The sequence below is a fragment of the Tessaracoccus zhenghani genome (genome assembly GCF_054552775.1).
Genome location: NZ_CM137275.1, coordinates 741,263 through 753,559 on the forward strand (window position 1 = coordinate 741,263; position 12,297 = coordinate 753,559).

A 12,297-nucleotide genomic window follows, 5' to 3' on the forward strand; every position below is an offset into this window, starting at 1 on the left:
AATATTCACGCGAACTTCTAGACGTTCTGCTTGAGCCGCAAGCTTGTGTCGAAGAGCGAATATTCAGCAGGGTGCAGTTGGTGTTGAGTGACGAAAGACCGGTCTTTGATCCGCCACAGCCCCTGCCCGACACCTAATCCGGGTAGGAGTTTCTGCTCGGTGCCAGTGAGCCCGAGTGCGGATGCGGTGGCTCCGAGCTGGTCGGATTCTTGCCGGTAGACGATCCGGGTTTCCGCGTTCGCGAGCAGGGAGTTGGCGAGGGATCGCATGGCGGAGCCTTGGTCGCCGACGTTGTCCAGGTCGGTCAACTTGTGAAAGATCAGCATGTTCGCGATCCCGTAATGCCTCGCGAGACGCCAATGCGCATCCATCCGCTTCAAGAGTGCGGGGTGGCTCATGAGGCGCCATGCTTCGTCGTAGATCACCCACCGCTGCCCACCGTTCGGGTCGAGCAAGGCGGATTCCATCCACGCGCTGGAGCACGTCATCAGCACCGAGATCAGGGTGCTGTTTTCGGTGACGCGGGAGAGGTCAAGGGAGATCATCGGCAGTGACGGATCAAACCTGACGGTGGATGGTCCGTCGAAGAGTCCGGCGAGGTCGCCGGCCACGAGGCGCCGCAGTGCGTGCCCGACCAGTCGGCCGTCTTCGGCGAGGCGTCTGTCGGTGTCGTCGGTGGGGTTCAGGACGTGGTCGACGACCATCGGCAGGATCGGCACATCGTTCTCCCGCACCGCAGCCGTCAACGCCAGATCGATCGCAGTGTGCTCCAACGGCGTCAGCCCACGCGCGAGCACCGTCTCCGCGAGAGCGCCGATGAGATCCCGGCGGCGCGATGCGACGGTCGCGGCCCATTGCTCATCCGACAGCCCTGATGGTCGGTGCCCTTCATCGAGGGGATTGAGGCGGGTGTTGAGGCCGTGGCCAAGGACAATCGCCCGCCCACCGACCGCCTCAGCGACGGCCGTGTGCTCGCCCTTCGGATCACCGGGAACGTAGACTCGCCGCCCGAACGGAAGCGATCGCGTGTAGAGCGACTTCGCCAGGCTCGATTTCCCGCTACCGACTATGCCGGCGAGGACGACGTTCGGGGCGGTGATGACCCCGCGTGCGTAGAGCACCCAGGGGTCGTAAACGAAGCTCCCGCCGGAGTAGAGGTCCTGGCCGACGAAGACACCGTCAGAGCCGAGCCCGCCTTCGGCGACAAACGGATACGCCCCGGCGAGGGTCGCGGACGTGTCTTGGTGGCGGGGCAACTTGAACCTGCCCGGCGTCCGCAAGGTTGCGGCCCCTGGTTCTCCGGCAGCGGGCAGGTAGGTGGTCGCGCGACGTTCCGCGCGCTCGGCTTCTGCTTTCGCGACCGCGACCGCCTTCTCCGTCTTGCGTTGTTCGGCGGTGATCCGCGCGGCGGCCTGCCTGCGCTGTTTGCGGAGCTTGCGGCGTTCGGATGCGGGTGCGACGAGGACGGAGGTGTGCAGGCGCTCGGGCTCAGAGTTCATCGTCCGAGCCCCCGCCCCGCATGCTGCGCCGGGCGAGGCGTAGCCGCGAACCAGTCCTTACCCGCAACCGCGGGTGTCTTCCGGGTAGTGGCGGAGGCGACGGTATCCGTGCTGGGGGCGGCTCTGCCGGCTCCTTCACCCAGGCCGACCGCAGCAACCGCCGGTGCGGGCGCGGGCTCGGCGAGAGCGAAATCGGCCGGAGCATCGTAAGCGCGGAGTAGGGAGACGTGGCTGAGGAATGGATTGTAGGTCAACGTGTAGTTGCCCTCGGTGGTGGTGCGGTCGAGGTTCCCGACCGGTGGGGTGTCGTAGACGTACCCGTTGGTAAGGGCAGCATCGGTGGTCTCTTCCCCGTAATCCCACTGACTCAGGTGCTCGATCCCGGCGGTCGTGCCGTCACGCTGAATGAGATCGAGTACCCGGTCAGCTTCCTCACCATCGAAGAACACAACGCTGACCCACCGCCGCGCGGTTTCGGGGTCGGGGCGCCAGGCGATCCGGCCCGCTGCGTTCATGGCCGCATCGAGCCGGTCATGTGCGGCATCGATCAGGGTCGCGGCCTGATGCAGCTCATCCGCCGCAGCCAGCGCATCCTTCGCACCAATCGCGGCGTCACCTTGGTCGTCGAACGCGCGGGGTTGGCCGGTGACATGAGCGGCGGCGAGCTGGTCGAGTACCTGCCGCAGCGACCGGACACCTGCGAGGAGATCCCCGAGCACCGGATACATCTGCGCCGGCTGGTCAATACGGATTGTCGCGTGCGCAAGACCCCGCAGCGCTTCGGATGCTTCGGCAGCATCGGTTCTCGGATCGGTGAAAGTGGGCATGAGAGTCCTCCCTGACGATGGATGTCGCCAGCCAGGTGCGTCAGCTATTCCATGCGTGTCAGACGCTCCGGATACCCTTGAAGCATGAGTTTTTCCGCTTCCGTGCTTCGGGTGATGATCGCTTCCCCGTCAGACATTCCCGATGCTCGCGATGCAGTAGAAGCCGCGATCAATGACTGGAACAACGCCAACGCTGCAACCAAGCAGGTAGCGCTACTGCCGTGGAGATGGGAGACCTCGTCCGTTCCTGTCCTCGGAGGTCATCCGCAGTCACTGATCAACTCGCAAGGCGTTGACCAATGCGACATCGTCTTCGCTCTGTTTGGCAGCCGGCTTGGCTCCCCAACGCCCGACGCGGTATCCGGCACCGTTGAAGAGATCGAACGCGCCGTGGATAGCGGAAAGCCTGTTCACCTCTATTTCTCAACTGCACCGCTTCCTCACGACGTGGACACCCAGCAGCTCGACGGTCTCCGGGAATTTCGTGCTGCAATCAGCGAGCGAGGTTTGCTTGGCGAGTTCGCCAACACTGGCCAGCTCGGCCACGAGGTCTGGAAGGCCATCGAGTACGACATCGCTTCGTTAGAACTGTCAGCCCCGCAACTCCCTGCAACTAAATCTGGTGTGCGGTTCGCGGCTCAGCCTCAGCAAGAACGAGAACTGACGTCATACGACAGCAAGGGAAAGCCTCGCTACTCCACTCGGCACTGGATCGACATCACCAACACGGGTGACCAAGACGCCACTGATGTGCGATTCGAGGTCGTCGGAGAAAACTCCAGCATGATCCTGACTAGCGGCGATGAACCCACCGTCATCCATGCCGGCCAGACTCGCCGCCTGCATGTGCTTCATCACATGGGTGGCGGCGATCCCGACATCATTCGCATCCGCTGGAGCGAGGACGACGAACAGAAGGAACGCGAGTTCCACGTCGGCTGACGACTACACCTTCCGGCACAGCGGCAATGCCGCCGCCGTGAACGCCGCCGCCTGCTGCCCGACCAGCAACCGGGTCTCGCACGAGGCTTGGATCGCGGCCTGTTCGATCGCGGCGACCGCGGCATCGAGCTCGTTCACGGTGGGTGCGGTGATGGTGATGAGGCCGGTGTAGCGGAGGATGCCGTGCCCGGCAGTCAGGTCTGCCTCCTGCTGCAACACGTCCTGGTACTCCGCCGTCTGGGAGGCGTCTTCGATCTGCCCGATCCGTTGCCGTTGCGCCGCATCACTGATGTGCTCGACCTTCTTCTTCCTGATATCCCGTGCCGCCTGGTCCGATCGCATCGGGGTGCAGATCAGGGAGAACGAGCGCTGTATCCCGGTGGAGAGCAGGACGGGTGAGAGGAATCCGGGGAACACCATCGACCGCGGCCACTCACTGATCCACAGGGTGGCGTGGTGGGCGGAGTCGGTACGAATCCGCGACCACGACTCGTTCACCGCCAACGGCCCCGCCGTAGCAAGCGATTGTCCGATCTGGCCTTGACGCTCCAAGGTCGCGGCGATCGCCGGGTCGTAAGCGCTACGGAGGATGACAGCGATCTGCCCCGCGGTCAGCCACCCGCCGGGATTGAGGTCGGCGGAACGCAGCGCCGCTACCAGGGTTGCCATCTCCTGTCGCAACACGGCGGCGGCTCCGCGGATGCCGCCGCCGGCGGTGCGGATCTGCCGGGCTGCTGCTCGCATGTCCAGTGCGAGCGAGAGCGTGGTCGCGTGCCGTTCCCCGGCAGGCCCCGCCCGGTCGATCAGCTCCGCGTAAGTGGTGGATGCCCAGGAGTCGTCGTGGGTGCCATGCGAGGCCCACCACTCTGCCAACCCCGTACCCGAATCTGGAAGGGTGCGTTCAAGGACTTGGAGGGTCGCGACCCGTCCGGATCGGCAGACAGTGGCGAGCACACGGCCCCAGGAGGTAACGCGGCGTTCCTGCTCTCCCGGATCGAGGAGCACGAACGCGGGATGCGTCACCTCCACCACGACCGTCAGTGTCGAGGCGTGGGGGTCGTGGATCATCCCCGCCTCAGTCTCCGGGTCGGTGTACTCCCGCAGCCGCGCCATGTCACCGGGCAGGGCGAGGGTGCCGACCGGGCGCGGAACCACCACCCGGCGGCGGTAGAGCAGTTGTCCGATGGTGGTGCGGTAGAGCCACCAGCAGGCGACGGGGAGCCATTCGACCATCGGCCGCCCCGCGACCGGTATCCACGTCAACGCAATCGACATGGCCCAGATGGGTGCGGTGTACGCCATGAGTATGCCGCCGCCTGCGTAGAGGGCTCCGACGAAGGCGAGGATGCCGATGGCCAGGGTGACGAGCTGTGAGAGGGAGAGGCCGAGGAGGATGCCGCGGCGTGCGAGGCGGGAGAACTTCACCGGCACCAACTCGCCGCCGCTGGTTGTGTTCGTGTTGTTCATCGGTTACTCCTTGCCGGGCTTCGGGGCAGGTGGCTTCGGATTCGACGGCGGCAGGTCAGACGGCGGGATCGGGTTCTTCGGCACCGGCGTAGACGGCGCTGCCGGAGCGCCCGCGTTTCCGGGCTGGCCCGCACCGTCCGCAGCGGCGTCTGCCTCGTTGGCGAGGTGACCTGCGGCCTTCGGTCCGGCCTCGAAGGAGTCCTTGGCGATCTTCGCCGCAATCAGGCCCGCTGCGATCGGTGCCGCAACGGCCGCACCACCGGCAGCCGCACCGGATCCGCCAGCCCCCGCACCCGCACCGGCACCTGCGCCGGCTCCGGCGCCTGCGCCACCACTGGATGCGGCGGGGGTCGGTTTCGGTGCGGCCGCAGCCGACCCACCGCCCGATTTGCCTCCGCCGCTGCCGGTGCCGTCGAGGACCTTCTGTGGGTCACCACCCTGCGGCTTGGACGGCACCGGCATCGGCCGGTTCAACGACTGCTTGGCGTCCTGTTCGGAGCCGATCGCGTGATACATATCGAATCCCACGAACGAGATGAACTTGTAGGTCAGGTATGGGGCGAATCCGGCCATCGCCATCAGCACCACACCCGCGATCGGGTCAGACACGGAGGCGAGGTCGGCCTCGATGGGTGCGCTGACCTGGGTGACGGCGACGAGGAACATCACCACCAGCACCAACTTCGACGCGATCAGCGCGATGACGAACATGGCCCACTTCGACACCCAACTCCGTGACGCATCCCACGACGAACCGGAGAACGCGAGGGGCGCCATCACGATCGCCACCAACAGCAACGCCTTCCGCACCAGGAGCGACAGCCACACGATTGCGGCGGAGGTGATCGCGAGCCCGGCGAGGAAAATGGTGATGATCGCCCCGACGCCGGGCGCGGCGATGCTGATGCCGGTGAGGCCTGCGACGAGGAGGGTGATCTTGTCACCCATCGTCTCCGTGGTCTCCCCGCCGGCTTGGATGATGCCGGTGCAGAGCTGATCCACGATCTCCAACGCCAGCCCGGTCAACGTGATCACCACGAAACTGCCAAGCACGCTCTTCGCGAGGCCGAGCGCGGCCCTGGAAAGGGCGCCGGGGTCTCGTTTGATCAGGCCGGTGATGAGTTGGAGACAGAAGAAGATCAGCATGATGAACACGGCGATCCCGAACACCAGGTTGTAGACGCTGACGTACCCGTCGGATGTGACGTCGACGAGCGTGGTGGTGTCGAACACGTTCCAGACGGCCTCGAACAACCAGCCCGCGGCCGCACCCATTGCCTGGGCGAGCCAATCGAACGGGGCGGAGATCAAGGCTCCGGCGGCGTCGCCTGCGACATCGCAGACGGTGGAGATGACAGGAACATCGCAAACCCCCATCACAAACCTCCTCAGATCGAGCGGGGGATGGGGTTAGACCTGCTGGCCGACGTTCCAGAAGAAATTGATCAACGTGACCGCAGCACCACAGATGACCGCGGCGCCGCAGGAGACCAGGACGCCGATCTTTCCCCTGCCCGCCAGGTGCGGGTTGCTGCTGTTCGCACCGAAGCCCCACACGATCGCCGAGATGATCAAGGCGAGAACGGAGAGGATGAGGCCGACGGTCATGACCGCGCCCACGATCGTGCGCAGCTGCGCGATACCGGGCAGGCCGGAGTCGTTGGGGTTGATGTCGATGTCCATCGGCACGAGCGCCGGGATCACGGATACAGCGGTGGTGATGAGGTCGAACACGGTGGGGTCTCCTGACACGAACAAGGCCCACAAGCGTGGGCAGCGGAAGGGTTCTGACCTCAGGTGCGCCAGGACAACCACCGCGGAGAAGGCGACTAGCGTGGGAGGCGTGGAGCGTGTTCTCGCCGCCAGCGCGGTCATCACCGACGACGCGGGCCGCGTGCTGCTCGTGCTACGGGGCGAGGAGCCCGAGAAGGGATGCTGGTCGGTGCCCGGAGGGTCTGCTGAACCCGGTGAAACCCCCGCGCAGACCGCCCGCCGGGAGGCATGGGAAGAGACCGGCCTACATGTCGAGATCGGTCAGGAGCTGTGGACGGTAGATGTGCCGACCGGCGACGGGCGCGTGTTCGAGATCCATGACTTTGCAGCCACCGTCACCGCAGGAAACCTCACGCCGGGCGACGATGCCGACGACGCACGCTGGTTCACCCCGGACGAGCTCACTCAGGTACCACTGACGACGAGCCTGCTGGACTACCTCGCCCTCGCAGGCATCGTGCCCGCCAGATAGCGCTACCGCAGCCGTCCACGAGCTGACGTGAACCTCAGAGCTGGTCACCGACCGCGATGAGCCAGTTCATCCACGCCACCCCACCGCCAGCAAGCGCGGCGGTGCCGAGGGCGACGAGGAGGCCGGTGCGGGATTTCGATGCGGTGGCGTGGTTGCCGTGCGCGGAGGCGACGGCCCAGACGATCGCGGACACGATCAACATGAGCACCGCGATGACGAGGACAAAGGTGAGCAGGGCGCCGATGACTTCTTTGAGGTCACCGATACCACCGAGACCATCGAAATCCGGGAACACATTCATGACTCGTTCCCTTCACTGGTGGTGCAGCCGCCCGGATCGGTGATCTCGCCAGCGTCGAGGTCTGCGGCACCGTGCTGTTCCAGCCAGACGGCGGGGTCGGTGTATTCGCCGTTGGTGCCGCCGATCCTGACCTCGAAATGCAGGTGCGGGCCAGTGCTGTTGCCCGAGGAGCCGACATCAGCGATGTGCTGCCCCGCGGTCACACGATCACCCGCCGTGACGCGGATGCCGGTCTCCCAAGAGTGCGCATACGCCGTCGCGACCGTCTTCCCGTCCACGGTGTGCTCAATGACGACCAGGCCGCCGTAGCCGCCGGAGTATTCGGCAACGGTGACAACACCATCAGCGGCGGCGAGGATCGGGGTGCCGTCGGGGCCGGCGAAGTCAGTGCCGGAGTGGAGCTTGTATTCCCCGGTGATGGGATGTTCGCGCATCCCGTAAGGGCTGGTCATCACCCAGGTGCCCTCCGGCATCGGGAATACCACACGGGAGGTCTCCGGCACCGGCCCCAACACCGCACCACCACCAGCGGGCTGTGCTGTGGTGTTGGTGGTGAGGGCTTGGAGGATCTGCTCTGCGACCGACTCATAGTTCCGATACCGGTCGGGGTAGGCGGAGACTTCGACGGATTGGGCGGCCTCGCCCTTGTCCATCGACTCCCGCCCCGCAATATCCAGCAATCCCCGCGGCGACGGATAGTTCGGCCCAGCGGGTCCGCCGAAGAAGGCGCGGACTTGGTAGTTCGGGTCCATGAGATCAGCGACCGTGCCCCACCCGGATTGTGGGCGCATCTGGAACAAGCCCAGGCTGTCGTTGTCGGACCCGTTGCCGTCGTTCGGGTAGTCCGCCGAGTCCGGGTAGTGGCTGGTGTTCGACAGCATCCGCAACGTCGACTCCGTCAGCGCGGCCATGAGCGCGATCTGCACACCGTCACGATTCACACCCTCGATCGCGGAGCCGGTGGTGATGATCGTCGCGGCGTGGGTGAGCTGCTGATGGTTCAGCGTGAACGAGTACCCGGAAGCATCCGTCACGTCGAGTTCGTCCGGGATCGTGCCGACGGTCAGGCCGGTGGACAGGCAGGTGGCGTTCGCGGCCTGTGCGGGGTTGATGAGCGCCCCGATCGAGACGAGCATGATCGAGGGTGCGAGGAACAGCAGGGCGATCCCTGCGATGGCGAGTTTCTTGAACACGATCCACCCCCTGCTACTTCAGGGGGGTGTCGAGTTGGGAGAGCCGCAACAGGTGGCAGTCGTCGCCGTCAGGCGGGCAGACGATGAACACCGTGAACGACACCGCATGCTCACTGGCGACAGGGTCCTCGTTCCAGACACCGGAGCGGTGCCGGGTGCCGTCGATCGTGTACGCCGTTGTTCCCTCTGCGAGCTGGCCCGGCTGTGCCTGCTCGACGGCCGTATCCCACGCCTCCGGCACATAAGCGTTGTCGATGGTGAGGTGCTGGGTGGTGAGGTACTTCCGCAACTCGAGCCACGCCTCTCTCGCTGGTAGATAGGCGGCAACATCGGCCGCGAGGCCCGCCTGCTCAGCACCGTAGGGATCGCCGACATCGAGGATCACTGATGTGTAGTCCAACGGGAAGAAGCCCGACGCGGTATCCCAGGTGAAGAGGGCTTCGGCGACGTTCCGGGCGAAGGTCTCCGGATCATCCGACCTCGACACCACCGGCAACCGCGGCGAAGTGGTCGGCCCCGGAGTTTCGGGTGCGATCGATGACGGTTCCGAACCGGTCGGGTAATCCGTGCCGGTGGCGTTGCGGGGGCCGGTGATGAGGCCGTAGATGCCGATCCCGGCGAGGATCAGGAACACCACCCCGCTCGCAGCGGCGGCGATCAGGCGGCGACGGATGCGAGGGTCGGACACATCGAGAGTTCTCATAACCCCCAGGTGCGCCCCAGCTTCACCAACGCGCGGGGCAGTTAGCGGAGAGGTGCCAGTGCTACGTCCTCAGCCGCTGACCGAGTGGCGGTGCGGGCGGTGCGGAGGTCTTCAGCGAACGTCACCGTGCCTTCGACGACGGTATAAAAGGCGTCGGCTTGTTCGTCGGTGAGGTCGGTGGCGAGCCGGGTGAGGTCGTACTTGATCCACCAGGAATCGAGATCGGTCCACGTGAGCACAAATGCCCGCACCCCCAGCAGCGTGATCCCCTCTTCGACCGGCGACACCGGGCGGGTCTTCCGCGCCTGTTCTTTCTTCTTGGCTTTTGCTTCGGCTTGGACGCGGGCCACGGCTTCTTCGGCCATCTGATGTAGTTCCGCATCCCGGGCCGCGCGGGCTTGCTCGGTCATGCTGGTGGCGAGGGCGCGGACGCGCGTGTATTCCGGGTCGACGGGGCCGCCGTCCTGGATCTGATCCAACGCCGCCTGTGCAGCGACTCGGACATGCTCGGGGTATTTGCGGTCGGTGGCGACCTGTTCGACGTAGCCGATCTTGTCGTAGGTCCGATACGACGCCCCACCCGGAATCATTGCCGCAGCCTGCTCGCGCGTCTTCCCGGCTTGACCGGGTGGGGGTGGAAGATGTCCACCCCCATGCTCACCGGGCGCATGGCCTTTCTGGAACTGCGTGGATTGCTCCCGCAGCGCGGCTTCCTCGCTCATGATCGCCTTGAGCTCCCGATACAACGCTGCCGCTTCCAGCGCGGTGAGGGGCTTGTGGAGCACGTTGTCGTCCTGCTCCGCGAGCAGCTGCCCGAGCCGATCCGACAGCCCGGATCGCACCCACACGTTCACGGTCTTGATGCCGAGCATCTTCAACGCCGCCAAACGTCGAGCCCCGCAAACGAGAAACCCGTCCGGGGTCACGGTGATGGGTTGCAGCAGCCCGTCACGCTTGATCGACGCGGCAAGGACGTCGATGTCGCCGAGTTCAGCACGGTGCCGGTTGCCGACACGGATCGAGGCGACGGTCCGCTCGACCTGCACACTCCCCACTGGTTGCTCGCTCATCACCCATCACTCCCTGGCTCCGGGAGCCGCCAGAGAGAGTGCGAGGACGAGGTCGTCATCGCGCAGCAGCAGCGGGATCGTCTCGCCGATCAGCAGCCGCAGCAGCACACCGCGGCCAGCGCCCGTCGTGGCGTGATCGGTGTCGGGGTTGCCGAGCATCGCCCGCAGCAACGCATGCCACGACCCGGACGGGATATCCAGCAGCACGCGAACTTGCTTGTCACGGCGCAATGCTTCGAACGCTGTCGCACGTGAGCCGGCTTTGATGAGAGCCCCGCACACGTGCTCGACCCCAGAGCGCGCGGTCTCTGGTGTCCAGCCGAGCATGGCGAGGAACGCGATTGCGTCTTCCGCAGCCGACATCGCCAACTGCGTCGCACTGTCCGATTCCTCTTCGCCGGTTGGGGCGTACTTGCCGAGTTCGATGCTGTCGATGATCCGAAACGCCGGATGGTAGTCCGTCAGCGGGTTCTCCCGATCGCTGAACCGCTCGGGATCGTGGAAGGAAGAGATGTGGGGGCGGCGGGCTTGGTGGACGGAGCAGAGGAGTCCTTGGGCGCGTTCTTCGAAGATGCAGGTGATCCGCACCGCATGCGTGATCACACCCCACGGATTCTCCGCCGTGCGTGCCGCCCTGGTGCGCATGACATCGAACGCCGCCGATGCCGCTTCCCACGGGTCCAGGCCGTGCTTACTGGCGAGGGGTGCATACTTCTCGGCGGCATACGCCATGAGTTCCGCAACGACCGGATCGTGCTCCCACGCACCAGGGCCTGCTTCATGGAGTCGGACGAGGAGGGTGCGGAGGCCTTCGCCGGTGCGGAAGTCCTCGGGCCGATCCGGCATCGCGGTCGCTGTTCTGGTGGTCATGGTCGGACACCTCCTCTTCCGCAGTCAGGTGCACAACCTGTACCTAGTGGAGCTGGTGTCAGTGCCTTCGTGTCCATCGCTTCTCACCGGCCTAGCTCTTCCCGACCGAACCACGAGTGACCGGCTCACGCGACGAGCTGCGGCGGCCGAACGCGGACAGCGGCGGCAGTTGACCGATTCGCTTTCCGATCTTGGTTGAGGCGTTTGCGATCCCTGTGCGGGTTTGGCGGGCGAGGTTGGCGTGGAAGTCGATGCCGCGCCGGGCCACGGTGGCTGAGTGGCGGGCCATGAGATCGGTGGGGCGTACCCAATCGACTCCTCGTGCCCGATGCTGCTCCTGCGCGAGCTGCATGGCCTGCTGACGGGTTGCTTCGGCCTCGATCGCATCCGGGGTCAGATCCTCGGCGGGGTTCTTGGTCGGCTCGTTTCGCTTGATGGCCGACGTGTGCTCGGTGGTCATCGAGCGGTCGTCGTTCCAGGGGTTCTCGTTGTTCATCGTGTTCTCTCTTCCTCCACCCACACGGGCGAATCGTTTTCGGTTTCTTCTTCTGGGGGTTCTTGCTCGTCTTTACGTTCTGGGTGGGTGAACCAGCGGCCCACGGTTGAGGGATGCACCCCGAGCTGCCGAGCGATGCGCTTGTTCGACCACCCCGACAACCGCAGCTCCGCCGCATACTCACGACGATCAGGCATCTCCGGGGCGGGCTCGATCACGGAGAAGGAGAGAGGAACAGCGTCGGGACTGTTCGACGGTTCCGGCTCGGCCTGATCGGCTTCGATTGCCGGTTCGGATTGCGGGGAGCGGGTGAGGATCACGGTCAGATGCGTGATCGCCAGCAGCACCACCGGCGGCACCGCAGCCACAGACGCAGCAAGTATTGGGGGCACGTCGGTGTCCGCGGTTAGGATCGCGTGGATCGCATTCGCCGTCACCGACACCGCCGCACCACCAATCAGCAGCGCCCACGGATACCACGCAGCCCGGAGCCCCGCGAGGGCGACGACGGCGACGGTCGCGACGACGATGATGCCGTCCACGATCAGAGGCCATGCCCACGCCTGCCCGACCCCGATCCCGGAGCGACGGGCGAGGTCAGCGAGGGCGGTGTAAGACAGCCAGAACGCGCCGGACGCGATGAACACCGTTCCTGCCACCGCGGTGCGCACCGCCCACCGCCGC

Annotated in this window: 14 protein-coding genes; 2 read left to right on the top strand and 12 right to left on the bottom strand. The window is 65.6% G+C overall.

Features of this window, described 5'->3' with window-relative positions:
• Nucleotides 1-17: 17 nt before the first annotated feature.
• Together ACX1DX_RS03530 and ACX1DX_RS03535 are read right to left on the bottom strand one after the other, a co-directional pair.
• Nucleotides 18-1,499 carry a putative type IV secretion/conjugal transfer ATPase gene (locus ACX1DX_RS03530; protein ID WP_045247677.1) on the bottom strand — a complete coding sequence of 494 codons (1,482 nt, stop codon included), beginning with the start codon at nucleotides 1,497-1,499 and terminating at the stop codon, nucleotides 18-20.
• Nucleotides 1,496-2,326 (bottom strand): hypothetical protein, encoded by an 831-nt coding sequence (locus ACX1DX_RS03535; RefSeq protein ID WP_045247678.1) that lies wholly within the window; start codon nucleotides 2,324-2,326, stop codon nucleotides 1,496-1,498. The genes ACX1DX_RS03530 and ACX1DX_RS03535 overlap by 4 nt, the downstream gene beginning before the upstream one ends.
• 84 nt (nucleotides 2,327-2,410) lie before the next feature.
• Between ACX1DX_RS03535 and ACX1DX_RS03540 the strand changes: the two genes are divergently transcribed.
• Nucleotides 2,411-3,268, top strand: coding sequence for a DUF4062 domain-containing protein (locus tag ACX1DX_RS03540; RefSeq protein WP_045247679.1), 858 nt, complete (start codon nucleotides 2,411-2,413; stop codon nucleotides 3,266-3,268).
• 3 nt (nucleotides 3,269-3,271) lie between these two features.
• On the opposite strand, the gene ACX1DX_RS03545 is transcribed toward ACX1DX_RS03540, so the two are convergent.
• Genes ACX1DX_RS03545 through ACX1DX_RS03555 form a run of 3 tightly spaced genes read right to left on the bottom strand, consistent with a single transcriptional unit; the run spans nucleotide 3,272 to nucleotide 6,469 of the window.
• Nucleotides 3,272-4,735 carry an SCO6880 family protein gene (locus ACX1DX_RS03545; RefSeq protein ID WP_045247680.1) on the bottom strand — a complete coding sequence of 488 codons (1,464 nt, stop codon included), beginning with the start codon at nucleotides 4,733-4,735 and terminating at the stop codon, nucleotides 3,272-3,274.
• 3 nt (nucleotides 4,736-4,738) lie between these two features.
• The gene (locus ACX1DX_RS03550; protein ID WP_045247681.1) at nucleotides 4,739-6,112 is read right to left on the bottom strand and encodes a hypothetical protein; all 1,374 of its coding nucleotides are present in this window, start codon (nucleotides 6,110-6,112) and stop codon (nucleotides 4,739-4,741) included.
• A 33-nt stretch (nucleotides 6,113-6,145) separates the two neighbouring features.
• Nucleotides 6,146-6,469, bottom strand: coding sequence for a DUF6112 family protein (locus ACX1DX_RS03555; RefSeq protein WP_045247682.1), 324 nt, complete (start codon nucleotides 6,467-6,469; stop codon nucleotides 6,146-6,148).
• Between the two features lie 109 nt (nucleotides 6,470-6,578).
• Between ACX1DX_RS03555 and ACX1DX_RS03560 the strand changes: the two genes are divergently transcribed.
• Entirely contained in the window at nucleotides 6,579-6,980 is a 402-nt protein-coding gene (locus tag ACX1DX_RS03560) for an NUDIX hydrolase (protein WP_045247683.1), read from the top strand.
• A gap of 34 nt (nucleotides 6,981-7,014) precedes the next feature.
• On the opposite strand, the gene ACX1DX_RS03565 is transcribed toward ACX1DX_RS03560, so the two are convergent.
• From ACX1DX_RS03565 to ACX1DX_RS03595, 7 genes are all read right to left on the bottom strand, one after another.
• On the bottom strand, nucleotides 7,015-7,281 hold the full coding sequence (locus ACX1DX_RS03565) for a DUF6112 family protein (RefSeq protein ID WP_045247684.1): 267 nt from the start codon (nucleotides 7,279-7,281) through the stop codon (nucleotides 7,015-7,017).
• Entirely contained in the window at nucleotides 7,278-8,474 is a 1,197-nt protein-coding gene (locus ACX1DX_RS03570; protein ID WP_048809051.1) for a M23 family metallopeptidase, read from the bottom strand. Before ACX1DX_RS03570 ends, ACX1DX_RS03565 begins: the two co-directional genes overlap by 4 nt.
• Nucleotides 8,475-8,487: 13 nt before the next feature.
• Nucleotides 8,488-9,162 carry a hypothetical protein gene (locus ACX1DX_RS03575; RefSeq protein WP_434540235.1) on the bottom strand — a complete coding sequence of 225 codons (675 nt, stop codon included), beginning with the start codon at nucleotides 9,160-9,162 and terminating at the stop codon, nucleotides 8,488-8,490.
• A gap of 56 nt (nucleotides 9,163-9,218) precedes the next feature.
• Nucleotides 9,219-10,247 (bottom strand): ParB N-terminal domain-containing protein, encoded by a 1,029-nt coding sequence (locus tag ACX1DX_RS03580; protein WP_045247686.1) that lies wholly within the window; start codon nucleotides 10,245-10,247, stop codon nucleotides 9,219-9,221.
• 6 nt (nucleotides 10,248-10,253) lie between these two features.
• The gene (locus tag ACX1DX_RS03585) at nucleotides 10,254-11,117 is read right to left on the bottom strand and encodes a hypothetical protein (RefSeq protein ID WP_045247687.1); all 864 of its coding nucleotides are present in this window, start codon (nucleotides 11,115-11,117) and stop codon (nucleotides 10,254-10,256) included.
• 91 nt (nucleotides 11,118-11,208) lie between these two features.
• Entirely contained in the window at nucleotides 11,209-11,613 is a 405-nt protein-coding gene (locus ACX1DX_RS03590; protein ID WP_048809052.1) for a hypothetical protein, read from the bottom strand.
• Nucleotides 11,610-12,284, bottom strand: a complete 675-nt coding sequence (locus tag ACX1DX_RS03595; protein ID WP_045247688.1) for a DUF2637 domain-containing protein — start codon at nucleotides 12,282-12,284, stop codon at nucleotides 11,610-11,612. Before ACX1DX_RS03595 ends, ACX1DX_RS03590 begins: the two co-directional genes overlap by 4 nt.
• Nucleotides 12,285-12,297: the final 13 nt, after the last annotated feature.